We start from the raw sequence: 25,667 nt of genomic DNA, 5'->3' as shown, positions 1-25,667 counted from the left end.
TCAGGAGAACTGCCATGAAAACCTTGACCATCCTCGACCTCGCCCGCAGCGAGCAACTCGACCGTCCGACCATGGCCGCCGTGCGCGGCGGCTGGAAAATGGGCATGCCCATGCCGGGCGACGTAAAGATCGGCGGGCGCCACGACAGCGCGATCGACGCCACCCAGAACCTGGGCCAGATGCAGCAGGTCCTGCTCGGCACCGCCAACGGCTCGGCCTTCGTCGACGGCGTGCACGTCGACAGCCACGTGAACCAGGACGGCAACAACAAGATCGTGCGGCGCCCCGATTTTGCGTAATGTCGCCGGCCTTGATCTACACTGGGGAGAGCGGCAACCGCTCTCTCCTCACGTTTCGGAGGTGACCATGGCCAGCATTACCATCGGCGACCTGCCTGCCAGCGCCCTGCTCGACCGGCGCGCGATGTCGGCCATCCGCGGCGGCGGCGCGCCCTGGGTGTTCGGCTGGATCCGCCCGTACACCGACGCTTCCGCCGAGCGTTCCCCGGCGATCAACTTCTACCAGATCAACAACTACGCCGACCAGATGATCAACCAGTTCCAGACGGTGTCGGTCAATAACAGCGGTGCCAACGCGACGCTGGACGTCAAGGTCGACGAGCGCAGCGTCAACAACGCCCTGCATCCGCTGCGCAACGCCTGACCGGCCAGGAGCATGCCATGGCCTGCGATACCGACCTGCGCTGGACCTCCGCGGCCCGCACCGACGTCGGCCGGGTGCGCATCCGCAACGAGGATGCCTGCCTCGACCAGCCGGCACGCGGCCTGTGGGCGGTAGCGGACGGCATGGGCGGCCACGCCTTCGGCGACCTCGCCAGCGGCGCCGTGGTGGCCGCGCTCGACGGCTTGCCCGACCCGGCGGGCCTGCCTGCCTGCGTCGAGGCTGCGCGCGCGCGCCTGGGCGCGGTGAACGGGGCCTTGCGCGCGGACGCGCGTGCGCGCGGGGTGCCGGTGATCGGCAGTACCGTCGTCGCCCTGTTCGCCCGGGGCCGCGAGGCGGCCTGCCTGTGGGCCGGCGACAGCCGCCTCTACCTGCTGCGCCAGGGCCGCCTGCAGCAGCTCACGCGCGACCACAGCCAGGCCGAAGCCTGGCGGGACAGCGGCGGCGACCTGGCCGCCGCCACGGCCAGCCCCAACATGATCACGCGCGCGGTCGGCGCCGCCGACGCCATCGAGTTCGACGTGACCACGCTGCCGGTGCGCGACGGCGACGTCTTCCTGCTGTGCAGCGACGGCCTCAGCACGCCGGTCGATGAAGCGGCGATCGCCACCGCATTGGCGCCCGGCGATTGCGAGCGCGCCGCCCGCGACCTGGTGGCGCTGGCGCTGGCCCACGGTGGGCGCGACAACGTGACGGTGGTGGTGGTACGTGCCGACGATCCGTCCGGCGACAAGACCGTGCTGAATCCGGCACTATGAGCCGGCGCGGCGGTGCTTCAGTGACCCTTGCGGAAATCCTTCGAATGCAGGCCGTGCTTCTTGAGCAGGATTTGCAGGTGCGAGCGGTTCATGTCCCAGCGCCGCGCCAGTTCGGTGACGGTGCCGCCGGTCTCCTGCAGGCCGCGCTCCAGGCAACTGCGCTCGGCCTCGTCGCTGGCGGCGCGCTTGGCTTCGGCCAGCGAGGCGTGGTTCGGGACGGCCGCCACAGGTAGCGGCGCGGCCGCAGCCGCCGTCGACGCCCCGGGACGGATATCCTCGGGCAGGTGCGCCAGGTCGGCGGTATCGCCGGCCAGGCAGGCCAGCCGGTACATCAGGTTGCGCAATTCGCGGATGTTGCCCGGGTAGGCGTACTGCAGCAGGAAGTCGCGCAGGCGCGGGCTGAGGGCCACAGGCCGCCGCTTTAGGGCTTCCGCCGATTCGTCGCCGTAATACGCCAGCAGCAGCGGGATCTCGTCGCGGCGTTCGCGCAGCGGCGGCAGCGTCACGTGGATCACGCTGAGGCGGTAGAACAGGTCTTCGCGGAAGGTCCCCTGCTCGATCAGCTTGCGCAAATTCTTGTTGGTGGCGGCGACGATGCGCGCATCGACCGCGATGGTCTCGTCCGAGCCGACGCGCTGGATCTCGTGCGACTGCAGCACCCGCAGCAGTTTCACCTGGCCGGGCAGCGGCAGCTCGCCGATCTCGTCGAGAAAGATGGTGCCCTTGTGCGCGCTTTCGAACTTGCCCTTGCGGTCGTTGGCGGCGCCGGTGAAGGCGCCCTTGCGGTGGCCGAACAGTTCCGATTCGAGCAGGCTGTCGGGAATCGCGCCGCAATTCACGGATATGTACGGCTTGTCGGCACGCGACCCATTGGCATGGATGACCTTGGCCATCAGCTCCTTGCCGGTGCCGCTCTCGCCGTCGACCAGCACCGGCAGGTCGGTCGGCGCGGCCTTTTCCGCGATTTCCAGCGCATCCAGCAGGCGCGGATTGTCGCCGAAGGTGCCTTCGAACACGAAGCTGCGCGCCAACAGGGCCTGGCGGCGTTCGCCTGCCGGCGCATCCGCCGGCGCCGGGACCGGCAGCGGCTCGGCAGCGGTGCGGCGTTCGAGCCCGTCGACCGGTTCGATGGCCGCGCCGGCATCCAGCGCCTGCACGAAACGCGTCTGGTGCGACAGCCGCATCACCTCGTCGCGCAGACCGTTCGCCTGGCGCAGCAGTTTCTCGATGTCGGGCCGCTCGATGCGCGCGGCCCAGCGCAGCGTCGAGCGCAGGATCTCGATCTTTTCCAGCAGGGCCGCGTACGACATCGCCGAACCGCGCTCGCCTCCGGGGTTGTAGAGTTTCATTTTTACCTATCCGGAACCGAGCTGCTTCTGCACCAGTTCGTAATACATGCCGCGCCGCGCCAGCAAGTCCTCGTGCCGCCCCTGCTCGACGACCTTCCCTTCATACAGCACCACGATCTTGTCGGCACGCATGATGGTGCTGAGCCGGTGCGCGATGATCACCGCCGTGCGGCCGGCCAGGATCGCTTCCATGTTGGCCATGATGTTGGATTCGGACTGGGTGTCGAGCGCCGACGTCGCCTCGTCGAACACCAGCAGCCGCGGGTCGTGGTACAGCGCGCGCGCGATGCACAGGCGCTGCACCTGGCCGCCGGACAGGCCGACGCCGCGCTCGCCCACCACCTGCTCGTAGCCGAGCGGCAGCTTGCTGATGAAGGCGTGGGCGTCCGCCATCTTGGCCACTTCCTCGATGCGGCGCCGGTCCGGGCTGTCGTCGCCGCTGGCGATGTTCTCGGCCACCGTGCCGGAAAACAGCAGGTTGCTCTGCATGACATAGCCGACCTGGGCGCGGTAGTAATCCTTGTCGATGGTATGCATTTCGTAGCCGTCGACCAGGATCTTGCCCTCGCTCGGCGGATAGAAGCCGACCAGCAGCTTGGCCAGCGTGGTCTTGCCGGAGCCGCTGCGGCCCACCACCGCCACCAGTTCGCCGGGGCGGATGTCGATGCTGAGGTCTTCCAGCACCCAGGGCGTGTCCTCGCCGCCGTAGCGGAAATACAGGCGCTCGAGCTTGATCTCACCCTGCAGGTCGGGCAGCACCACGCGCGACGCCAGGTCGGCCGGCTTCTGCTCCGGTTCGATGTCGAGCACGTCGCCGAGACGCTCCATGGCGACGGTCGCATCGGCCATGCGGCTCCACAGGCCGACCAGTCCCATGAGCGGCCCGAGCACGCTGCCCATCAAGGCATTGAACGCCATCAGCTGGCCGATCGTGAGTTCGCGGCTCAGCACCAGGCTGGCGCCCGCCCACAGGATCACGATGGTGGTGGCGGCATTCAGCACCTGGCTGGCCAGGCCGACCAGGATGTTGAAGGATTGCGCGCGGTACTGCGTTTCCAGCGCCTTGACGTATTTCTTTTCCCATTTCAGGCGCACCGGGCGTTCGCTGCCCATGCCCTTGACGGTTTCGATGCCGCCCAGCGCTTCCATCAGGAAGGACTGGGCATCGGTCGACGCCGCGAACACCTCGCGCGCGTACTCCTTCACCTTCGGCGTCACCAGCACGGTCAGCGCGACGATCGGAATCACGAAGCCGATCAGCAGCAGCGTCAGCATCACGTTGTACATGAACAGGATGGTGAAGTAGATGAACACCATCAGCAGGTTGAGCAAGGTGGTGACCGTCGATTCGGTGAGGAAGGCGCGGATGGTCTGGTTTTCCGAAAAGCGCGCGATGATGTCGCCGGTCTTACGCTTGGCGAAGAAGGAATACGGCAGCGACATCGTGTGCTTGAAGAACTGCGCCATCATCGAAAAGTCGAGGTTGCGCACCATGTAGTTGGACAGATACGCGCGCAGCGTCGACATCACCTGGCTGAACACGGTGGAGATCACCAGGCCCATGATCAGGAGGTGCAGCAGCCCGATGTTCTGGTGCACCAGCACGCCGTCGAGGATGTTCTGGATGATCATCGGCGGCACGATGCCCAGCATCTGGATCACGAAGGTGGCCAGGAACAGGTGCAGCAGGATCCTGCGGTAAGGGTGCAGATAGCCGACGAAGCGCAGCCAGGGCGAGCGCGCAGCCTCCTGGCGCAGCAGTTGCTGGCCGGGCGTGAACACCAGGCAGGTGCCGCTCCAGCCGCGTTCGAACTCGGCCACGCTCAGCCTGCGGAACCCGGTGGCAGGGTCGGCCATCCACACCTGCTCGTTCGAGATGCCGTACACGACCGTGTAGTGGTAACCCTCCCAGTGCACGATGAAGGGCAATTCGAACCCCTGCAGCGCATCGAAGGTGCATTGCACCCCGCGGGTGCCGAAGCCGAGCGCTTCGCCGGCGCGCGCCAGGCTGTCGAGTGTCGCGCCCTGGGTGGTGACGTTGGCCAGTTCACGCAGCTTCCCGAGCGTCATGTTGATGCCGTAGTGGCGGCACAGCATGGCCAGGCAGGCGGCGCCGCAATCCATCTCCTCGGCCTGCTCGACCCAGGCGAAACGCTTGATGATCTTCTCGCCGGCCTTCGGCGTCGACGCCAGGTCGAGGATGACCGGGCGCTTGCGCCGCTCGGCCAGGCGCTTCTGGCGCTGCAGTTCGCGCTCGAAGAAGCGCACCCGCTCTTCGATCACCTCGCGGAACTTCTCGTTGCGCTCCAAAATGAAGTGCGCCGATTTTTCCGGGATCACCAGCAGCACTGCGTCGGTCCCGGCCAGCACCGAGGCCGGCTGCTCCTGGCGCATCAGGCAGGCCTTTTCGCCGAAGATCTCGCCGGGGCCGAGCGTGGCCAGCACGTACTCGCTGCCGGCGTCCAGCGCATCGCGCACCACCACCCGCACCTGGCCCTGGCGCACCACGTACAGGCGGCGGTCGTCGCGCGCATCCTGTTTCAGGATTTCCTTGCCGGCCGCAACGCGCTTGACGCCGACGCTGCGGACGAACTCGTCCAGCTCGGGCTTGCTGACCTTGCCGCGCAGCTCGAACAGGCGCGCCACCAGGCCGCCGGCGGAGCTGAGCGCCACGGTGTCGTTGATGAAGCCGAGTGCTTCCGGATGGCGTTCGAGGACCGGCGCGAAGGCACTGCGCGGGATGCACCACAGCTCGGTCTTGAGCGCGGCGCGCGCCGACAGTTCGTGGCGGTGCGGGCGCAGGATGGCGATCTCGGCGAACACTTCGCCCGCCTTGCGCACGCCCATGCTGGTTTCCTTGCCGTGCTCCTCGCTGAACACGCGCACCGAGCCCGACTTGATCACGTACAGGCCCTCGGCCGGGTCGCCGGCACTGCAGATGGCGTCGCCGAAGGCATAGGTGCGCACCTCGACGGCCGCGGCCAGTTCCTCCAGCTCGTCCGGCGTGAACACGGACAGGATCTCGACGCCCGCCAGAAAGGCCGCCGAAGACTGCCGTTGCTCTGCTGAAGAGTCCATTTAGTGGATCAACGCCCCGGCGGACAGGCTTCGATGATGTGCTCCTGGGCGCGCGCCGCCAGCCATTCCTCGCGCAGCAGGCGCCGTATCTCGAGCGCGGTGTCCTCGTCCAGCGTGGCCGGATGCTTGGCATTCACGGCGAAGATCTCGAACAGGGTGCGGTCCGGCGATGGAAAAGGTCCGAGCAGGTCGCCGGCGCCGGCATTGAAGATGCGCGCCTCGAGGTCGGGCCGCAGCGCGCCGCGCGGCACCCGGCCGATCGCCCCGCCGTGCTCGCGCGCCTCGCCGACCGAGTGTTCGCTCACCATCTCGCCGAAGCTCTCCGGATCGTCGGCCAGCGCCGCCATCATTTCCTTGGCCTTGCCTTCGGAGTCGAGCACGATGTGGCTGATCTCGACGCTGTCGAACTTCGGCGAATTCAGCTTGAAATACTGCTCGACGGCGCGCTCGCTGCAGACCTGGGCCAGCATCTTTTCGAGAAGCAGGCCATCGGTGACGAACGCCTCGAATTCGTCGAGGCTGACGCCGAGCGCATCGAGGTAATGGTTCATGTCGGCGGCGCGGTGCAGGCCCTGGATGCGGCGGAACTGGTCGGCACGCTCCTGCACCTCGGCCGGCGCCGGCGCCAGGCCCTGCCTGCGGGCCGCCAGCACGGTCAGCCGGTCGCGCACCATCTGCTCGACCAGGCCTTCGAACTGGCCGCCGAGTTTCAGGGTACGAATGAAGTACCCGGTGTCGATCACGTCATCGTCGATGCGCACAATCCCGGCCATGGGGCCTCCCCGGCGCGATGCCTCCGCTGTCAAGCGTGGGACATCCCGCCGGGGGATTGGTTCCTCTGGCACCGGTCATGCGTGCACCACCGAGCGCCCGTCCAGGTCGATCGTGACGACCCGCCGCGCCCGCGCGGCCTGGCGCGGCGGGAGGGTGACGCCGGTCTCGCGCGTCCACAGGCCCGAGCCCTGTTCCGGCGGGCTGCCTGGCGCGAACTCGGGCGCTGCGTAGGCGGCCGATTCTTCGCCGAAGGCGAGCAGCTTGCCGGCTTCGTCGAACACGCCGGCGAGCCGGGTGCCGCCGGCGGGGAACAGCGTCCTGATCTCGCCCGCCGGGTCACCGCCCGCCTTGCGCAGGGTAACGGTGAGGGTGTGCCAGCGCGCCGGCGCCGGCAACTTCAGGCGAATGGCCCTGGTTCCTGCCGCCGCCGGTGCCAAGGGCAGCCATGCGCCGGCGGCGACCCCGGTCCAGGTGCCGGCGCCATCCTGCCATTGCAGGCCCGGCGGGAAGCCCGCGGCCTGCAGTTCGCCATACTGCTCGGGCACGCTGTACAGGAGCACGCCGCCGGGCAGCGCAAGGAGCCCGGCCTGCGCCAGGTCGACGCTCTCGGTCTGCCAGACCAGCCGGCTGCCCTGCACGCGCAGGGAGCCGCCCGGCACCTGCGGCGGCATGGCGAGCGGCGGCGTGACCAGCGGCTGCGGTGCCTGGGTGCCGTAGGCAAGCAGCTTGTGCCCGACTTCGAGCCGTATGCCGGCCGAGCGGAAGGTCAGCCCTTCAGGCACGGCATCGGCGATGTCCGGGTACGCGCTCCGGTAGACCAGGTTCGCGCCGCCAGGGCCGGGCGCGCCATCCTTCTCGAACTCGACCTGCACCGAAAAGCTGTGCTGCCCGCCCGCGCTGGACTGCGGCGCCTGGCGGGTGGCCGGCAGCGCATCCTGTGGCAGCTCCGCGCCGGGCGCGAGCGGCCATCCGAACCAGGACAGCGAGGCGCCCCGGTTCAGCAGCGGCGAGTCGACCACGACCCAGTCGACCTGGTCGGCGGCGCCGGGACGCGGCAACTCCAGCACGGCCTCGCGTGTCCAGCCCATGCGCCACAGGCGCTGCGCCGCATCCTGTCGTCCCTGCGCCAGGCGCTGGCCATCCTCGGTGCCGGCGGGCAGCTGCCACTGCGCAACCATGCGCGGCCCGGGGTTGAACAGCCACAGGCGCAGCACACCGTCCGCCGCGGCTTCCTTGCCAGGCGGCTTGCCGTCTTCCGGGACCCTGACCGGCGAGGGCACCCAAAGCGGGATGCCGGCTGCTTCCCCCAAGGTGCCGATCAGGGTGGATGCATACCACTTCGACAGGTTGAAATTGCCGACGCTGTACAACTGGATAGCCAGCTTCCCCTGCCCCTCGCCCGGAGGCGCGCTGCGCAGCAGGCCTTCGGCGGTCCAGCTGTCGCGCTGTGCCGCCGGCAAGGCGTTGCTGCCGTCGAACCACGGGACCAGGTCGCGGTCGCACAGGAACCAGGCCGGCACCACGCGCGCCTCGGCGCTGTGGTCGACCGGCACCATCTGGACATTGTCAGCCGCAGCGGCGCGCACCCGCAGGAAACCGCCGAATTCGTAGGCAACCGGTGCGGTGTCGAACAGCAGCCGGAACAGCTTGCGCCGGTCCGGATCCCATGGATAGGACAGGCGCCGCACCTGGGCCTCGTTGGGGGCGCGCAGGATCGCGATGTCGGCCGCCAGGTCGAGCGCGTCGCCGTCCAGCGCCGCATCCTGGAGTGCGCAGATCGACGTCGTCCCTCTGGTGCCGCCGAGGTTGATGCGGTAATGGCAAATGACGCGCAGCGTGGCGGTGGCCTCCTCCTGCAGCACATCCCAGAAGTACAGGTCCACCGCATGGCGCACGTCGACCTGGCGCGACAGCACGCCGTTGTACTCGGCCGAGCGGCGCAGCACGCCGTCCACGCGCTCGAAGCGTTCGGTGACGTGGAAGTCCGGGCCGGTGCCCGCATCCTTCCTGGGCAGGCCGAAGGCCCGGCTGGCACTCCAGCCGAGCATCGCGCGCATCACCACCAGCCTGCCGCCGCGGCGTTCCAGTTCCAGGTAGATACGGTTCAGGCTGGCGGTCGTGACGGCCTGCGCGATGCCGGCCACGACCGACGTGGCCGGCGCACCGGCCACCACGACGCGGTTCACATAATGCTGGACCTCGACCGGAACCTGCGCCCGCGCAGTCCCGGCCGCCAGCGTGAAGGCGCTGGTACCGCCGGCGATGCGCTCGGTCACCGCCAGCTGCGCCAGCCCCCAGCGCACCTGCGCCGGGTCGTCGTCGGCCAGGCTCGGCGTCTCCAGCACGATATCGGGCCAAAGCGCGGGCCAGAGCGCCGGTGCAGCCTCCCCTGGCGCCGGCACGGGCACGGGCGTCGCCAGCGGAGTCAGCGAGTCGTCACCGAGCCTGATCCAGCGCGTGGTCGTGGCGGCACTGCCCGGCGCGGGCAGTTCGGCCCACGCCAGCGCCGGGTCGGGCGCCGGCAGGCCTGCTTCCGCAAAGCCCGCGGATTCCAGGAATTGCCGGTCGTCCCAGCCGAAGCGCTTGCCCGGCCAGGCCGTGGCGTCCTCGTGGCGCACTTCCGCCTGCTGGCTGCCGGGCCGGTAAGCCCGGGTCTGGTGCGGCCTTTCCGCGGCCGTCACGGCGGATGCCGGCGGCTCGGCGGCCGGCACAGGCGCACCCGGGCGGACGCGCGTGGCCTCGTACGAAGCCGGCACGCCCTCGGCCGCCACACCCGGCGGCAGCATCCGGTAGACGCTGCGCAGGACGGCAGGCTCGGCAGCCGGCGCCGGCGCTGCCGGCAGCGCCGGCCAGAGCTCCCGGAATGGCCCGGCGGCGGCATCGAACCCTGCCAGCGGTCCGAAATCGAGCGCTTCCGGCGCCATCGTGCCGAAGGTGCCGAGCGCTTCGAGCAGCATGGCGGGCGCCCCGGCGGACCCGGCCTCGGCGCGCAGCACGAACGCCTGCTCGCGGCCGTCCGGCAGCATCGGCACCAGTACCCGCAGCGCCGAGATCCCCGGCGCGTCGTTGCGCGCCGCTTCGGGGGGCAGCACCCAGTTGTCGTGCGCCATGAAGTGGGTCAGGCCCGGAGGCCCGTCGCCATCGTCCGGCCGCTGCCAGCGCAGGCGCATGTCGGCGCCGCATGCGAGCTGCCAGGGACTGGCGCGCCCGCCGCACAGGTGCGGCGGCACCAGCTGCAGCGGCAGCGCCTGGTCCAGCGCTGCCGCGCCGGGCGGCAGGCGCGGCGCCGGCAGGACGCGGCCGTCGATGGCCATGCCGGGCAGGACCAGCACCAGCGCAGGCCAGCGTACCTCCAGGGTCAACACGATACGGTGGCCTTCGTCGACCGCGCTCAGCTTCTTCGGACCGCTGCGGTCGAGCATCAGCCGCGCCTGGGCGCCGGCCGGCAGCGCAGGGAACCAGCGCCGCACGTCGATGTTGCGGCTTTCGCTGGAAAACAGGTAGGGCGCGCGCTCCATGTCGCCCTGCTCGATGCGCAACAGCCCGCCGCTGGTCGGCAGCCACAGCGGCGACGGCCGCTCCCAGGCGCCGTCGAGCTTTTCGTCGAGCAGGAGCGCAACCGCCGATTCCAGCGCAATCGCCGGTACCCGGTCCGGCGCCGGCCCGGCCGGCTGGCCGTCGCGCCCGAGCGCCAGGGTCAGCGTCAGGAGCGATGCCGGCGCGCCCGGCCCGGGATCGATGCCGGGTTCTTCGAGTGCCAGTACATCGTCCTGCAGGGTGGCCAGTGCCGGCCGCAGCGCGATGGGTTCGGCCAATCCGGGCAGGGTCAGCTCGCCGGCCACCGCGGCCGCCCAGTGGCGGGCGTCGAGCGTGGCAGCGCCCGTCACGCCGCCCAGCCCGAGCACGGCGCGGTCGTCGATCTGCAGCGCCGGCAGGTCGTCGCCGCTGCCGGGAAAGAAACGCTCCAGGGCGCGCGCGAGCAGGCTTCCACCCACCAGGTCGCCGCTGGACAGCCACTGGCCGGCAAGGAAGCGGGCCGGGTCGCCCGCGCGGGTGGTCCGCGCGACGATGCCGTCCTGCCATTCGCCGTACGCGCTCGCCATGGCAGCGTCGGTGCCGCCATGCAGCGCGACGATGCGGCCGTCCGCCACGTAGACCACGTCGGCCTGGCGTTGCTGGTCGCCGAACCAGGCGATCGTGCGTTCTCCGCGGCCCAGCCCTTCGGCCGCCCCGGCGCCGGCCGGCAATTGCAGCGGGCTCTCCTCAGCCATCTTCATACTCTTCTCCCCAGGGGCGGCAGCGACAGTCCTGCGCAGCGCCAGCACACCAGTACCTCCTTCGGCAGGCTGACCGGGTTGGTCATCTCGAGATGCAGGTCGCCGCTTGCCGAGATCGACGGCTCGAGACCGAGGTCGCAGCGCATGGCGCCCCACCCTGGGCCGCCGACATCCTTCAGCGCGGGTGGGGTCTGCCAGTCCTGCTCCTCCAGGCCGCTACCGCGGAAGTGGCCCACCTGCACCAGCGGCTCGTCGTCGCCGAACCGGAAGAACAGCAGCATGTCGGCCTCCGGGTCGGGCAGGCGCAGCAAGGGAAAATCGGAAAAGGCCGCCAGCTCGCCGCCGGCGTCCAGGTCGCCGATGCGTGGCCGGCTGCCGCCATCGTAGAACCAGTCCAGGCGCGCCATCGGGATATCGATGTGCAGCACGTCGTGCCCCATCTTCCTGACGGCGAGCCCGGCCTCCCTCGCATAGGACCGGGTACGCCGGCGCCGCAGCGGACCGATCGTCGACGGCGGCACGCTGTGCATGTCGTCCGCACTGGCCCCGACACTGACCGTGAGCTCCAGGCAAGGCGGCTCATCGTAGACCAGTTCGCCGTACACACCGGACTGCGCGCCGTCCCGCGGGGCCGGCGCGACAGCCATCTGCGGCGGCCTCGGGACAGGCTGCACCGGATCCTTGCCGAGCCACGCCTGCAGGATGTTTCCATCCGCAGCGTACGCGCCCTTGAACAGGAAGCGCTTCTCGGCGCGCCCGGCATGCACGCGCAACACGCCTTGCCGGGTACGCGCCACGCTGTTGTAGAGGGACTGCCGGAATTCGTGCGGCGCGTCGAGGGCGATGACGAAGGCGTCGTCGGCGGCATCCAGCACCTGGCGCAGGCCGAAGCGGGCCTTGAACGGCTGCCGCCGCGGCACCACCAGCCGGTGCCATGGCCCGTCGCCGCGCATGCGCACCGCCATCGCCAGCGCGGCTGCCGGCTCGCCGCTGTCGGCACCGAGCCCGGCACGCTGCCGCTGCATCGGCGCATAGCGCGGCACCGCTTCGATCAGCCACTCGAGCTCGTGCCGCCACAGGTCGGCGAGGCCACGCCAGGTCCAGGCGGCACGGCCGAAATCGTCCAGTGCCACCGTATCCTGGGCGCCGGGCAGCTCGGCCAGCCGGTACGCTGCGCGCGGCATTTCATCAGGCTGCAGCCCGTGCCCCTCGGGAAGCCAGAACTGGACGGCGCGGCCCAGCAGGTTGCCGAGCTGGTCGTAAAACAATACCCAATTGCCGTCCAGTTGCTCCAGCCCCTGTCCGACGGCGCGCCGTTTCGCCACCGACAGCAGCACGTCGCGCGCGGTGCCGGCGCCGCGCAAGCCCTGCACGGCCGCCAGCAGCCGCTGGGCATCGAGAGGGGCTGCGGCCAGTTCGCGCAGCAGGTCGGCCAGCGGCCTGGTCCCGGCCTGGGGCGTGGCCTGCGGCATCTGGACCGGCCCCGGCGCCGCCTCGCCCAGCACGACGAAGCCGGGCGCCTTCGGCGTCTCCGGGCGGGCGGCGCTCATCGCCGCCGCCTCGGCCTTGACGGTCCAGCCACGGCCGCTCTCGATCGGCGCGTACAGCTTGACCAGGCGCGGCACGGCCTGGACCAGCGCGACCGCCGTGAACGGCGTGCCGTCGCCGGGCGCGGCGATGTCGCGCATCCACAGCCGGTAACCGCCCACCAGGCCGTCCTCGGCGGGTACTTTCGGCCTGACATGCTGGATCACGATGCGGACCGGTGCCGGCTTTGCCGGATCGTCCTCCACCAGCATGACCCTGGCATCGCCCTCGCCCAGCCAGGCCGGCGCCGGCAGCGGGTCCCAGAATCGCTCGAAATGGGGCACGCTGCGCAGCGATCCCGGATCGGGACCGGTCTCGTGCCGCAGCGCCGCCACCTGGGACTCGGGCGGCGGCGTACCGTCGGCCGCTGCGCGGCGCACGCCCAGGAACAGCCGGGTGGCACGGCCGGCGTCGATGTCAAGCGGGAATTCGAGGCGATGGCCAGCCTGCCCGTCCAGGGTGTGCCCGGTCGCCGCCAACGCCTTCGGGGGCAGCGCTTCCAGGTTATGGCTGGAGAGGTTGGGCAGGGCCTCGGCGTCGCCGTCGCCGCCGGTGGGGAGCTGGGCCGCGCCGAAGGCCTCGCCGCTCGGATCGCCGAGCGCGCCCGCCACCGCGAGCGCGGCGTCGTCGTCGTCGCCGTAGAAGCCGGTCGGCACGACCGGGTAGTCCTGGCGGTAGACCACCGCCTCGAGCGCAGCGGGATCGCCCTGGTCGGCCGCGAGGACGAAGGTGACGATGCAGCGTGCCGGGGTGCCGTCCTGCGGCGGCAGCAGCTGGGCGAGCGCGCGCAGAGGTGGCGCGGGCGGATCGAGGCGCTGGCGTTTCAGCATCACGCTGCCGCTGTGGGTGCAGCGGCCGTGGGCATTGAACAGCCCGAGTTCGTAGTTCAACAGCTCGCCGGTAAGCTGCTGCGCGCCGAGCCGGTCGCTCACGCGGAATGGCCGCTCGGTCCAAGGCACGCCGTCCGGCAGGCCGGGGCGCATCGTCGCGAGGTCGGCGGGAACCAGCACCGCGCCCGAATCGGCGGACGGCCGCCGCGCGATGCCGAGTGTACGGCGCCAGCGGTAGAACGGCGAGAAGCCCGGTTCGCCCGCACCGCCCGCGACGCCCGCGATCGTCGCCGCCAGGTTGCCGTTGGTAATGCGCCGGCCATCGGCTTCGAGCTGCAGCGTCACACCCGCTGCCGACTGCGACGCGGTCACGCGCAGCCTGGCGGGATCGCCGTCGCCGTCATCGACCTCCGGCGCCGGCGCCGGCGGTCCGGCGGCAGCATCGGTGATGAACAGCAGTTCGCTGTAGGCTTCGATCGTCTGCTCGACGGCATTGCCGCCCAGCGCACCGATCAGGGCCAGCCGGATTGCATCGTCCGCGTAATTGTCGGCCTTCGGCTCGGCGGGAAAATCACGGTAGGCCTGGTAGAGACGCAATGGCAGCAGCGGATTGGCGGCCGCCTGCTCCATGGCGGCCGCCAGCCGGCCCGCCTTGTCCTGGTCCACGGGCGCCGCCCCCGCCAGCGCCTGCCGGCTCTGCTGGAAAGGCGCCCAGCCGGCGCCCGCAGCCGGCGCCAGAACCGGCTCGAAGCCAGGCCCGTTTGCCTGCAATACCAGCAGCCGCGGCGTGCCCGCCCACGGCGGTACCGGCGAGGCGTCGTCGTACTTCCACTCCCCGACCGGCTTGAGGATACCGTCGTTCCCCATGTCCAGCGCCAGCGTGGCCGGGACGCGCAGGCCCAGCCACTGCGTCTTGCGGATCTTCTTGAAAAAATAGCGGTCGGTCATGCGTGCTCTCCCAGCAGGTTATCGACCTCCGTGACGGCGGCCTGGTAAATCGCCCGGCCGCGCTGCACCTGCTCTTCGCCGGCAGCGATATGCAGCGCCAGGCCCGCGCTGATGCCGAGCACGTTCACCGACAGCCGCGCACGGCCGTCGATGCCGATGCCGCCGCCGCTGTCGAGCGCCGCCTCCAGGTCCAGGTCGACGTGCATGCCCATCCTGAAATCCCAGTCCTCGTGCCACGAAATCGTGACGCTGCCGAAGCCGACGCTGATCTCGATGCGGAAGCCGATCTGCACATGCAACGCCAGTTCGATGCTGCAGCTGGCGTGGGCCAGGCCATACACGGTGAGGCGGCCGTCCTGGAAATCGCCGAGCAGTGCCAGCGATGCGGCAAAGGCGGCGCTGACGCTCCCGCTGAAGGTGGCGGGACCGATGCCCACGCTGCCGGTGGAAGCGCTGAACGCCGCCGACAGCGCGGAGCGCGAGATCGCATACAGCCTGCCGCCGGCCGAGCGCAGCACGAACGACGTGGACCCGGCCACGCGCAGCGGTCCGAGCGTGGTGTCGACCTCCACCGGTCCGAGCGCCAGCATGGTCCCGGCCGGCGCCGCCTCGAAGGCGAGCTGGGAACGGGGCATCTGCAACCCGAGCAGCGGCCCCGCCGGGATCGATGCGGCCAGGCTCGAACGCCCGTCCGGACGCGTCATCGCCACCACACGCAGGGACGGCTGGCGCGCATCGAACAACGCAAGGCCGACGGCGGCCGGCTGCTTCTGGAAGTCCGCCGACCTGGCGTCCGACCGGCGCGTGTACAGCCACAGATTGCCGAAGGCGGCGAATTGCAGGTCGGAGGTCATGAGGAGCGTCATGTCGGCCACGTACAGCGACATCGTCTCGGCGCCCTTGGTCGGGGACGACTCGGCGAAGATGCGCGCGACCACGCACAGGTCGGTCTTTTCGTCGCTCCAGCTCTCCTGCAGGAACACATCCGGCAAGCCGTCCCGCAGGCGCGCGCGGGCCTGCGCCAGTGACAGCCCGGTGACGCCGGCCACCCGCCGATTGATGCCGGCGCCCAGCTCGACCCGGGTCGCGACGACCCCGGGGAACATCGTTACGTTCACATCGTCCTGGGCCGCCACCACCGAGACCGACGGCAGCCAGGGGCCATTCGCGTCTTCGCGGAAGCGGCCGATCTGGAAGCTGGCCTCGACCTGTGGCAGCGCCGGCGACGAAATCCGGCCGTAGCCGCGCACCGCCTGCACGTTCGGCCCGTCGATCTGTGCCAGGCTTGCCTGGCCCTTGAAGCCGCCCGGTGCGGCGAGTTCGATCGCGATCGACGGCGTGCCGTTGCTGAAGTCGATCGCCGGCCCGCCCGCGAGCCGGATCGCGATGCTTCCCACCGTGCCGCTCACGACCGCGCCGCCAGCCTCGAAGCGCAGCGTGGCGCCGATCAGCCTGACGCCGGATGGCTCGAAGGCCAGCGTCGGTACCCGCATGTCGAAGATCTCGAAGGCCCGCAGGCGCAGGGCTTCGGGCGGCGAGAAACTGAACGCCGGCAGGCCAAGGTCGCCCAGCGCCAGGTCGGCATGCTCGAAACTGACCGCCAGCCCGCTGAACAGGCGGCCGAACCAGGCGTCGGCGTCGGCCCCCAGCGCGCATGGCTGGAAGGTGACGCGCCCGCCGAGGCGGACCTTCGCATCGACCTTGCCGTCCTTGTTCTGGACATCGACCGTGACCGCCATCTGGTCGAAGCGCAGCATGCCGCTGGGGTCGCTCCACGGGACGTTGTTCGCGACCCGGGTCAGGCCCGAGATGGTCGTTTCTCCATTCGGCAGGTCGGCGCCGACGGCGAGCTGCAGGTCGACGCTGGCGCCGCGGAAATAGGCCAGCTCGAAGCGGGCCTGCAGCCGCGCGTCGAGCCGCTTGCCCCGCAGCACCAGGGTGCCCTCGCCGACCTCCAGCGCCAGGTCGCCGATCCGGGTCGTCCCCGGCTTCAGCGTCGCCCGGCATTCAGTCACGCCGGACGCATCGATCACGAGGCGGGTGATGTCGAACGCGATGCCCTCCAGTCCCGGCACCTTGAAAACGGCAATGGGCGACTTGTCCGGATTGTCCAGCGCAAGCTGCCAGGGTTCGAGGCCGAGCCTGAGCGTGGCGTCGGCGGGCCCGATGGCGAGGCCGGGCAGCAACGGCAAGGCCGGCAGCCTGGCCTGCAGCTTGTCCAGGCCCGGCAGCCGGTAGCCGTCAGGCAGGTCGGGCAGCAGCGGCAGCTTGACGTCGAGGACCGGTTGCCAGCCCCCGAGCGCGGCCACTGCCGGCAGCATCAGCTGCGCCGCCAGCAGCGCCTGGCCGGCATCGAGCGTGACCTGCTGTGCCGCCAGGGCCAGGCGGAAGTCCGGGCCGATCAGTTCCGTGACGCCGAGCTGGCCATCGACGATGTCGAGCGCCTGCCCGGGAAACAGGTTGGCCGGGCCGATCGGCTCGGGCAGGACTGCCAGGATCCTTTGGGTCATGGTTACCTCGCCGGAAAAATGTCGTGCTCAGCGCGTGCGCGGCTCGCCCTGCCGGATCCAGTCGGCCTCGCGCTTCGACTGGCCGGGTTCGACCGGTACCGAGACCGTCTTCGGCGGTTTCGGTTCTTCCTCGGGCGGCTTGCCCGCGGCGCGGATCGAGATGATACGGTTCAGCAGGTCGAACCAGAACGGCGCGCCCAGCGTGGCGGCGAGCGCGGTCAGCAGCCAGCCGAGCCCGTGCTGAGCGAGCAGCGGCAAGCCATCCTCTTTAAGACTGCCCCACCGCGGCAGGACCTGGCCATTCGCCTTTTCGGCAGCAAGCTTTTCGGAACTGGCCGCCGGCTTTGCGGAGCTGGCCGCCGGCTTTGCGGAGCTGGTGGGCTTTACGGGAGCGGCCGGCTTTTTGGAATCGCCGGCCTTTTCGGCATCCGTCCCGGCCGCCCTTACCCAGCCGATCGGAAGCGCCAGGTTCATCAGTTTGTCCTCCACCGTATCCATTTGACGCAGCAGGCTGGGCACGAGGGTCAGCGTGACCGGGTCGGCGGCGCCGCCGAAGTCGATCGTGGCCGTGGCGGGGAGACCGTCGTCAACCGTATGCACATCCACGCGGTATTCGATTTCGCGGCTGTCCTGGTTGAGCGGGACGGACTCCGGCGTCACCGTGGTGGCCTTGGGGTTGCTCGTCGTGATCGCGACCCTCGGCGGCTGCGGCTTCCCCGGCGTTTTCAGCGTCACTTTCCCGCTGAAGGACTCGCCGTTGGCAACGGTCAAGGGTCCCGGCGTCGGCGCAGGATTCTTTTGCGCAAACTGCGTTGCCTGGGCCACGATGCCTTCACGAACGCCGCTATAGGTTTGCAGGTGCCGGAAGACGAGGATGGCATCGACGTTCATCGCGACCACGGTGACCATGGCCACCGCCAGGCTCACCCATTGCACACGGCGCTTGTACCAGCCGTTGACGCGGTCCATGCCGTTGTTGAACCAGACCTCGATGTTCTCCTTGAACTTTTCGATGTCGTTACCGGCATCCTGGTACAGGGTCAGGAGGCTCTTCTTGAGCTGTCCGTCGGGCACGGCCTCGATCATCTCGCGCACGTAGCGCGCCGAGAGGCCGTCGATGAACCAGCGAATGTCGGTATAGGCGTCACCCACGGTATAAGGCCCCTGCAGCCGCTTGCCCATGGCGACCAGCTGGTCCTTCAGCACCTGGACGTCCGGCGACGTGCCCAGCGTCGTCACGGCCGCATCGAAACGTTGGCGCAGCACGTCGATCGCGAGCGTGGCATTCCTGCCGTCCACCACGAGCTTGTTCAGGCCGTCGAGCAAGGGAGTGAGGCCTTGCCTGCCGGATCTGCGCAGTTCGTCGACCCTGGCGTTCACTTCATCCAGCCAGCCACGCATGTCCGGGTTGGGGCGCGCGTCCAGATGGCGCACCAGGTCGGCGGCAACTTTCTTCTGTGCATTGCTGCCTTGTGCCAGCGTGGCGGCCTGCGCCGACAACTGCGTGACTAGGCTGTCCACCGTGGCGCCGACGCCGGCAGCCTGGTCGAGGATGTTTCTCAACTCCTCCTGGCATTTTGCGAGCTCGGACGCATTCTGCTGGACAACGCTCATCAGCACGTTGGCGAAGGAACGGGATGGTATGTACGATGGCCCCGGGTCGAGGAACCAGCCCTTGTCCTTGAGCCCCGAGCCCTTGATCAGGGGGTGGTCGTACACGTCCTTCATCCACTTGGCACCGATCAGGCGCTCGATCCCCCGCCGCAGCCATTTCGCCCGCGACTTCAAGACCGACGCGATGAGTTCGTTGATAATCGTGACGAACAGGCTGACCAGCAGGAAGACGAAAATCAGACCGATCACCGTATCGAGTATGCCTGAGCCAAACATGTGTCCCCCTGGACGCGGGAAATGCGTCGATCCGCCGATCGCATCGGCGTTGTCAGGCATTCAATCTACGCTTCCCATCGCATGCAGTGGCCTGTCAAACCTGCTAGCTGGCTCGACACTTCCCGGCATGCGAGAATGTATTTACAAACGTGTCCCATACCTGCCTGGGGAAAATCATGATCTGCGACGCCGCCGACGGATGGGCCGCCTGTTCCGCCAAGGTAAAAGCCGCCATCGCCAAGGCCGATACGCCACAGGAAGCCTTGGCCGCCGCCCAGGTCTGGGCCGAGCGTTATGAACGGCTGTACGCCGCGCATCCGGCCGACGGCTGGACGGCGTCCGACCAGCAGCGCCTGCGGGACGCCGGAGAACGGCTGTTCGATGAAGCCATCGGCAAGTACCTGGACCCGGCGGGACTCGCCCTGGAGATGGCGCTGGAGAGCTACCTGCCCACGCTGGCGGCCTTGCTCGGCGTCGTCAACGGCGCTTGGGTCGCGGGCTTCTACATGATTCTTGCCCCCAGTCCGATCGCCAATGATTTCACTGCGGCCAAGCCCGTCAATGACGAGATCAACAAGTTGTTGTTCGACAAAATCGACAGGCTGATGCCGCTCAACTGGCGCAGCGACTACGCGTCCATGATGCAACGCGCCTACCAGGAGTCGAAGGGCGGTGGCGGCATGGTCAAGCCTTAGCGCCACCCGCCGTCATTCGGCTCGCGCTGCCTGCGCCGGACCGCCGAAGGCATAGCGCAGCCCGGCCCACACCGTGCGCGGCGCCCCCGGCGCATAAAAGGTAGAGTGAACCACGCTCGCATTGTCCCCCTGCGCCGTGAACGGCCGCGCGATGAAATTGCCGTCCGGGGTGAACCCGGTCGCGTTCAGCTGCGCTGCCGTCGCATAGCGCCGGTCGAACAGGTTGTTCACCTGCACGAACAGACGCAGGCGCGGCTGCACCTCCCAGGTACTGCCGAGGTCGAACACCGCATACCCGGCTGTCCGGCCGCTGCCGATGAAATAGGTGCCGTCCGGCTGGTGCAGGCCGTTCTCGTTGCCCCGCGCATTGGCACCCGACACCGCCAGCACGCCGGCTTCGACCGACCATGCCGGCGTGATGCGCCAGCCGGCGCGGGCCTTGAACACCTGGCGCGGCGCCAGCGGAATGCGGTCACCCGGCGCGATGGCGATGTTGCCGTCCTCGTTCGCGCTGCTGTTGGCCTCGCCGTTGAGCAGTTCGGGGCTGCGGAAGGTCGCGTCCAGCCAGGTGTAGTGCAGCGACCAGTCGAGCGCGCCCACCCGGCCTTCGGCGCCCAGTTCCAGGCCCTGGCGCCGGGTCTTGCCGACGTTGCGGAAATAGCCGAAGCCGGCCGCGTTGTCGGCCACGAACAGGATGTCATCGACATTGTCGGCCCGGAACAACCCGGCATTCCAGCGCATCGACCTGGTATTGCCGCGCAGGCCCGCCTCCCAGGTCTTGGTGACGACCTGGCGCAGCGGCGGATCGCCGGCCATCGCGTTGGGCAGCTTGCAGGGATTCTCGGGGTCGGCGCAGCCCAGCTCCACCGCGGTCGGGGTGCGGCTGCCCTGGTTGTAGCCGCCATACACGGTGAGCGCGCGTGCCGGCGTCCAGCTGGCGCCGATGGCCGGATTGAAGCGGCTGAAGCGGTGGTCGCCGTCGAGCGAGCCGGGCCCGCCGCCGGGCGTGATGCGGTCGCGGTTGTGCACGATCGTGCGGTTGTAGCGGCCGGACAGCGTCAGATGCAGCGCCTCGCCCAGGTCCAGCGTATCGGTGGCGAACACGCTGGCGGTGCGGGTGCGTCCGCGCAGGTCGACGCGGGCATCGACCGGGGTGCCGTCGTCGCCGAGCGCGCTGCCGTCGGCAAAGAAGTCGACCGGCGTGATGCTGCGGTCGGGATTCAGGTAGCCGAATTGCGCCGACTGGCGGAAGTCGACCCGGCTGGCGTCGACGGCGGCGCCGGCGCTGAACAGGTTGCGCCGTCCCTGGAGCTGCCCATCCCAGGTGGCCTGGACACTGATGCCGCCGTTCTGCTGGCGGCTGTCGCTGCGGTTCAGCAGGCCGTTGCATTTCTCGGCCGGTTCATCGCCGAGCAACACGTTGGCGATGCAGCGCCAGGAGGGGAACGGCGTGTTGGCCGCGTTTGCGCCGCCCACCGGAAAGCCGCTGTAGCCGGCCGCCGCCAGCGCCGCCCGCTCGGCGGCGCCGGGCTGGTACATCGACTGGTCGAGCGTGTCGTCGTTGAGGTCGCCGTTCAAGGTGGCGGTACGGATGCGCCGGTAGTAGGCGTTGCCGGACAGGCGCAGGTGGTCGCCGACCGCCTGGCTGGCCGCCAGGTTGAACAGCAGCGAACGGTTGCGGGTCTGGTCCGGCAGGGTGTACACGCTGGCGTAGTCGCGCGCCAGCAGGCGCCCTTCCTGCAGGCCGTTGCCGGTCAGGCGGCTCGGCGCCAGCGCGGCGCTCAGCGCGACCTCGGTGCGGCTGTCGGTCCAGCCGGCCTTGCCGAACAGCTGGCCGAGCCGGGTCGGCGAGGCGTCGCGCCAGCCGTTGTCGCGGAAACCGCTGCCGCTGAGGTACCAGTGCCAGCCGCGGGCGTCGTGGCCGCCGTGCTCGAATGCCAGTTCGGTGCGGCCATGGCTGCCGGCCAGCGCCTGCACCGCCGTGCCGGGGTCATGCAGGCCGTCCTTGGTGCGGATCGCCAGCGCGCCACCCAGCGTGTTCAGGCCGAACAGCGGATTCGAGCCGGGCATCAGCGTCACCGAGGCGATCGCCGAGCGCGGGATCAGGTCCCAGCTGACCACGTCGCCGAACGGCTGGTTGATGCGCACCCCGTCCAGGTAGACCGACAGGCCCTGCGGCGTGCCGAGCAGCGGCGAGGCGGTGAAGCCGCGGAAATTGAGGTCCGGCTGGAACGGGTTGCCCTGGATCTCGTTGACGTACACGCTGCCCAGGTGCCGGTTGAGGGCGTCCGGCAGGTTGGCGCTGTCGGGGCCGGCGGCGGCGCGGCTGCCCAGGGTCTGCACGTTGGCCGGCACCTGGTCGCGCGGCAGGTCGAGGCCCGGCAGCGGCGTGACGCCGACCACTTCGACGGTGGCAATCGCCGGCGCTCGCTGCGCCGCCGGTGCCGGTTGTGAGGCCGCCGGCCCGGGCCAGCCGGCCGCGAGGGCCGAGGCGATGGCCAGGCACAGGCGTTTTCGCGCAATGGGACGACGTGCTGCCGTGTGCTGTGCCATGGAATCTCCTCGGGTTCTTCAGTTGTCATTATTCCAAGCCGCAGCGCGGTGCCGCTAGGGAAAATTTCCCGACATGCGCCACGTATGCGTGGCACGCCACTTGCATGAATAGTGGCAAACAAGTCGAAACGAGGAGACCATGGACCTGCGCCGCCGCCTGATCGGCTCGCTCGGCCTGCTGCTGGGGAGCCTGCTTGCGATCATCGCCATCATCCAGCTGGTATCGCTGCGCAGCGATATCGACGCCGAAGTCGAGGCCTCGACACGCCTGGTGAACGTGCTGCTGGCGGCGACCGATCCGCCGTCCGCCGCCGCGCCCGGGCCATCGCTGGCGCAGCGCCTGGCCGCCGGCGGCTTGCGCCACCTGAGCATCCGCACGCCGGAGCAGCCGCCACCGGTCTACCAGCCGCATCCACTGCTCGCCGCGCTCGGCCTGGCGCCGCCCGAGCGCGGCGAGCAGGCCATCCGCATTGGCGACCAGATGCTGTACATCGCCCCCAAGCCGCGTTCGGAAATCGATGAACGCCTGGCGGACACTGTTCAAATATGGAGCACTCTGCTGTTCTTTTTCGGAACAACCCTGCTGGTGACCTGGTGGTGCGCCGACCGCGCGCTGGCGCCGGTGCGCGAACTCGAAGCCAGCCTGCAGCGCCTGGCGCGCGGCGAACCCGATCCCGCCCTGCCCGCCTTTGCGCTGCGCGAATTCGGCCGCGTGGCGCGCGCCATCGAGCACCTGGCCGGCGCCCTGGCCGATGCCCGCGCCGCCCAGCGCGACCTGGCACGCCAGCTGATCGCGGTGCAGGAAGACGAGCGCCGTGCGCTGGCGCGCGAACTGCACGACGAGATGGGCCAGACCATGACCGCGCTGAGCGTCACCGCGGCCCACCTGGCGCGCAACGCCGCCCGGCTGCCGCCGCCGGCGGTGGCCGAGTGCGCCAACGACCTGCGGCGCGACCTGCGCACCTGCAGCGAGCAGCTGCGCGCGATGCTCAAGACGCTGCGCCCGCACGGGCTGCATGCCAGCGGCCTGGCGCACACGCTGCGCGAGCTGGTGCAGGGCTGGCGCGGCCGCCAAACCGAGATCGATTTCTCGCTCGACCTGGCACAGCCGCTGTCCGGCATCGACGACGCGCTGGCGCTGACGGTCTACCGTGTGGTGCAGGAAGCGCTGACCAATGCCGTGCGCCACAGCGGCGCGCGCCACTGCACGGTGCGGATCGCCGCCAGCCCGGGCCTGCTCGCGCTCGAGGTCAGCGACGACGGCCGCGGCCTGCCGGCGGCGCCGCACTGGCACGGCGGCCTGCTCGGCATGCGCGAGCGGGTCGACATGGCCGGCGGCCAGCTCGACATCCTGCCGAATCCGGGCGGCGGCCTGTGCCTGCGCGCCCGTTTTCCGCTGGCGGCTGCGGCCACACAGCCGGCCGCCCCCACCGAAGGAGCACTGCCATGATCCGCATCGTGCTGGTCGACGACCATGCCATCGTTCGCAGCGGCTACCGCCGCCTGCTGTCCGCCGAACCGGACTTCGAGGTGGTCGGCGAAGCCGCCACCGTGCAGGAAGCGAATGCGCTGGTGGGACGGGTGCAGCCCGACGTCGCCGTGGTCGACCTGAGCCTGAAAGGCAGCAGCGGCCTGGAAGCCATCGCCGGCATGCTGGCGCGCCTGCCGCAGCTGCGCGTGCTGGTACTGTCGATGCACGACGGCGCCGGGCACCTGGCCCAGGCGCTGAAGGCCGGCGCCCACGGGTATCTGACCAAATGCAGCGAACCCGAGGAAGTCATCGACGGCATCCGCGGCGTGATGCGCGGCCGGCGCGTGCTGTCGCGCGACATGCAGGCACTGGCGGCGCCCGAGGGCGACAGCGCGCTGCACGAACTGAAGCCGCGCGAGTTCGAGCTGCTGCGCCTGCTGGTGCACGGCGAATCGGTGCAGGACATCGCAGCCGCCATGCACCTGAGTCCGAAGACGGTGCTGAATTGCCTGACCTCGATCCGGCAGAAGCTGCATGCCGAGAACGATTTCAAGTTGATGCACCTGGCGGCGCGGTCCGGACTGGTCGAGTTCGGCGCTGCGGTGCCGGTGTGATCACTACCTTGTACGGGATCGCAGACTGAGTTCTAATAAGTCCGGCAGCCGCAGTCTGCGATACAGAATAATTGTCCGGAGCGCCACGAATTGAACGACATTGCGTTCGAAAAGATCGACGGTTCCACGAGCGGAAGGCAGGACGCTGGATACGTCATGAGCGCTCTTGCGTTGCTCGGTGGCGTACTGCTCTTTTTTACAGCCACAGGAACGGGCGCATCTGTTGCCGGCGGCGTCCTCCTCGCCATGGCGGTTCTCGGCTATGTCCATCTCTTGCGGAAGGCACCGAAGCTGCATTACTTCCGCTACTTCTGGCTGGACCGGGATGGTATTTACCATATCGAAGGCAACAGCCCGACCGACCGGACTGCGCATTTCGCGTGGCATGAAATCGAAAGTGCCGAGGCTTCGACGTCAGGCGATGACTTCAGGGGACTCGTGCTCACGTTGAAGCGCCGGGGCATGCAGGGCGTACCAGTCCTCCTGACGATGGAAAACGCCCAGGAGGCAGCGGCCGCAATACGAGAAGCCATGGACTCCGGGCATGATCGTGATCGGTCAGCCCGCTATTGAGGGTTCACGAAGGCCGCGGTTGCGGCGCCATCGGCGGCACGACGATGTTGTCGTTCAGGCGCAGGAACTTGAAGCCGAGCAGCGTCGACCCCTTCTTGCCCGTTTGCCGGTTGCGTCCCTCGCGCGCTTCGGTGCGGGCGATGAAGCTGGCGAAGGTTTCTTCGCGCACCGCCGGGTCGGACGAATGCAGGAAGTGCCGCTCGCCGTCCGGACCGAGCACCACCAGACCGACGTGGGTGACCATGGTCTTGCCGTCGGCGAGGAGCGAGACCACGTTGGCGTAGTCGCCTTCGCGCAGCTGGCCAGCCAGCGCGACGGCGCGCGCTTTCGGCACGTAGGCCTGGCGGCTGGTTTCGACCGGGATGTCGGCCTCGGTGTGATGGCGCGTTCTCAGAAAAGTCGCGCGGTCCACCGTCATGGTGTAGCTCGGGCCTTCAGCGCCGACGAGTTGGGCGCTGACGTCGGTCACCAACCAGCTGTTGGCAACGTTCCAGTCCAGCTCGGTGTAATGGTTGCGCGTCGCGACGCCGATGATCCCGTCACGGTAGCGGATGCGCTGCAGCATCCAGAAGAACTCGTCCCACGATTTCGACAGCGCCATCGCGTAGGTGTGTTCGACGAAGACCGTGCAATCGCTGTGATCGAGACTGAACATCGGCAGCTCGTCATGCACCTGGTACGGAAATTCGCCCAGCAAATTCAGGCGGTACGGCTGGCCGATGTTCTTGCGGGCGATCGCGGCGATGCGCTTGCGCAGGTCGGGTTCGTGGCCGTGCTCCCAGGCGAGGTAGCGTCCGACCTCGACCGGCTGCATCTGGTAGAGCGGCTTCGCCGGCGGCGCGTCGATTGGCTCGGTAGTAGAGGTGCCGGCCAGTGCAGCCGACATGCAGGCCGCGCCAAAGGCTGCGCTAACGATGGCGATGAACGAACGGGCAAAACGCATGCTTTTCTCTAGAGAAAATTCTACGTTACCCCGGGCGGACTCGAGCATCAAGAAGAATTTGCCGCTCTACGTTGCTTGCGCATGGCCTTGCATGTCTGACCGTCAGCCTCATTAAGGTCGTATTTGCCAATAAACA

Annotated in this window: 16 protein-coding genes; 7 read left to right on the top strand and 9 right to left on the bottom strand. The window is 69.3% G+C overall.

Annotation, left to right across the window (positions count from 1 at the left end):
• Positions 1–14: 14 nt before the first annotated feature.
• From FBX97_RS25655 to FBX97_RS25645, 3 genes are all read left to right on the top strand, one after another.
• Positions 15–299, top strand: coding sequence for a hypothetical protein (locus FBX97_RS25655; RefSeq protein WP_141838040.1), 285 nt, complete (start codon positions 15–17; stop codon positions 297–299).
• Positions 300–366: 67 nt separating this feature from the next.
• Positions 367–663 carry a hypothetical protein gene (locus FBX97_RS25650; RefSeq protein ID WP_141838038.1) on the top strand — a complete coding sequence of 99 codons (297 nt, stop codon included), beginning with the start codon at positions 367–369 and terminating at the stop codon, positions 661–663.
• Between the two features lie 17 nt (positions 664–680).
• On the top strand, positions 681–1,439 hold the full coding sequence (locus FBX97_RS25645) for a PP2C family serine/threonine-protein phosphatase (protein WP_141838036.1): 759 nt from the start codon (positions 681–683) through the stop codon (positions 1,437–1,439).
• Between the two features lie 17 nt (positions 1,440–1,456).
• Here FBX97_RS25645 and FBX97_RS25640 read toward each other — a convergent pair whose 3' ends face one another.
• From FBX97_RS25640 to FBX97_RS25610, 7 genes are all read right to left on the bottom strand, one after another.
• On the bottom strand, positions 1,457–2,788 hold the full coding sequence (locus tag FBX97_RS25640; protein WP_141838034.1) for a sigma-54-dependent Fis family transcriptional regulator: 1,332 nt from the start codon (positions 2,786–2,788) through the stop codon (positions 1,457–1,459).
• Positions 2,789–2,794: 6 nt separating this feature from the next.
• A complete protein-coding gene (locus tag FBX97_RS25635) occupies positions 2,795–5,866 on the bottom strand; it encodes a peptidase domain-containing ABC transporter (RefSeq protein ID WP_141838032.1) in 3,072 nt (1,023 codons plus the stop codon).
• Between the two features lie 8 nt (positions 5,867–5,874).
• Positions 5,875–6,639 (bottom strand): peptidylprolyl isomerase, encoded by a 765-nt coding sequence (locus FBX97_RS25630; protein ID WP_141838030.1) that lies wholly within the window; start codon positions 6,637–6,639, stop codon positions 5,875–5,877.
• A 75-nt stretch (positions 6,640–6,714) separates the two neighbouring features.
• Positions 6,715–10,917: a hypothetical protein gene (locus tag FBX97_RS25625; RefSeq protein ID WP_141838028.1), complete on the bottom strand. Its 4,203-nt coding sequence runs from the start codon at positions 10,915–10,917 to the stop codon at positions 6,715–6,717.
• Positions 10,914–14,282 carry a hypothetical protein gene (locus FBX97_RS25620; protein WP_141838026.1) on the bottom strand — a complete coding sequence of 1,123 codons (3,369 nt, stop codon included), beginning with the start codon at positions 14,280–14,282 and terminating at the stop codon, positions 10,914–10,916. Before FBX97_RS25620 ends, FBX97_RS25625 begins: the two co-directional genes overlap by 4 nt.
• Positions 14,279–16,792, bottom strand: a complete 2,514-nt coding sequence (locus FBX97_RS25615) for a hypothetical protein (RefSeq protein WP_141838024.1) — start codon at positions 16,790–16,792, stop codon at positions 14,279–14,281. Before FBX97_RS25615 ends, FBX97_RS25620 begins: the two co-directional genes overlap by 4 nt.
• 27 nt (positions 16,793–16,819) lie before the next feature.
• Complete coding sequence (locus FBX97_RS25610) at positions 16,820–18,742, bottom strand: hypothetical protein (RefSeq protein ID WP_141838022.1); 1,923 nt, start codon at positions 18,740–18,742, stop codon at positions 16,820–16,822.
• 116 nt (positions 18,743–18,858) lie between these two features.
• Between FBX97_RS25610 and FBX97_RS25605 the strand changes: the two genes are divergently transcribed.
• On the top strand, positions 18,859–19,377 hold the full coding sequence (locus FBX97_RS25605) for a hypothetical protein (protein WP_141838020.1): 519 nt from the start codon (positions 18,859–18,861) through the stop codon (positions 19,375–19,377).
• 12 nt (positions 19,378–19,389) lie between these two features.
• On the opposite strand, the gene FBX97_RS25600 is transcribed toward FBX97_RS25605, so the two are convergent.
• A complete protein-coding gene (locus FBX97_RS25600; RefSeq protein WP_141838018.1) occupies positions 19,390–21,930 on the bottom strand; it encodes a TonB-dependent receptor in 2,541 nt (846 codons plus the stop codon).
• 139 nt (positions 21,931–22,069) lie between these two features.
• Between FBX97_RS25600 and FBX97_RS25595 the strand changes: the two genes are divergently transcribed.
• The 3 genes from FBX97_RS25595 to FBX97_RS25585 all read left to right on the top strand — a co-directional run bounded on the left by FBX97_RS25595 (position 22,070) and on the right by FBX97_RS25585 (position 24,588).
• Positions 22,070–23,380: a sensor histidine kinase gene (locus FBX97_RS25595; RefSeq protein WP_255517634.1), complete on the top strand. Its 1,311-nt coding sequence runs from the start codon at positions 22,070–22,072 to the stop codon at positions 23,378–23,380.
• Positions 23,377–24,015, top strand: a complete 639-nt coding sequence (locus FBX97_RS25590; protein WP_185748750.1) for a response regulator transcription factor — start codon at positions 23,377–23,379, stop codon at positions 24,013–24,015. The genes FBX97_RS25595 and FBX97_RS25590 overlap by 4 nt, the downstream gene beginning before the upstream one ends.
• 90 nt (positions 24,016–24,105) lie before the next feature.
• On the top strand, positions 24,106–24,588 hold the full coding sequence (locus tag FBX97_RS25585; protein ID WP_141838016.1) for a hypothetical protein: 483 nt from the start codon (positions 24,106–24,108) through the stop codon (positions 24,586–24,588).
• A gap of 4 nt (positions 24,589–24,592) precedes the next feature.
• Here the strand turns inward: FBX97_RS25585 and FBX97_RS25580 are convergent, their stop codons facing one another.
• Positions 24,593–25,531, bottom strand: coding sequence for an N-acetylmuramoyl-L-alanine amidase-like domain-containing protein (locus FBX97_RS25580; RefSeq protein ID WP_255517633.1), 939 nt, complete (start codon positions 25,529–25,531; stop codon positions 24,593–24,595).
• Between the last annotated feature and the right edge of the window lie 136 nt (positions 25,532–25,667).

The organism is Herbaspirillum sp. SJZ107, from assembly GCF_006715485.1.
Taxonomy (GTDB): Bacteria; Pseudomonadota; Gammaproteobacteria; order Burkholderiales; family Burkholderiaceae_D; genus Telluria.
This window is presented reverse-complemented; position numbering and strand designations above follow the sequence as displayed.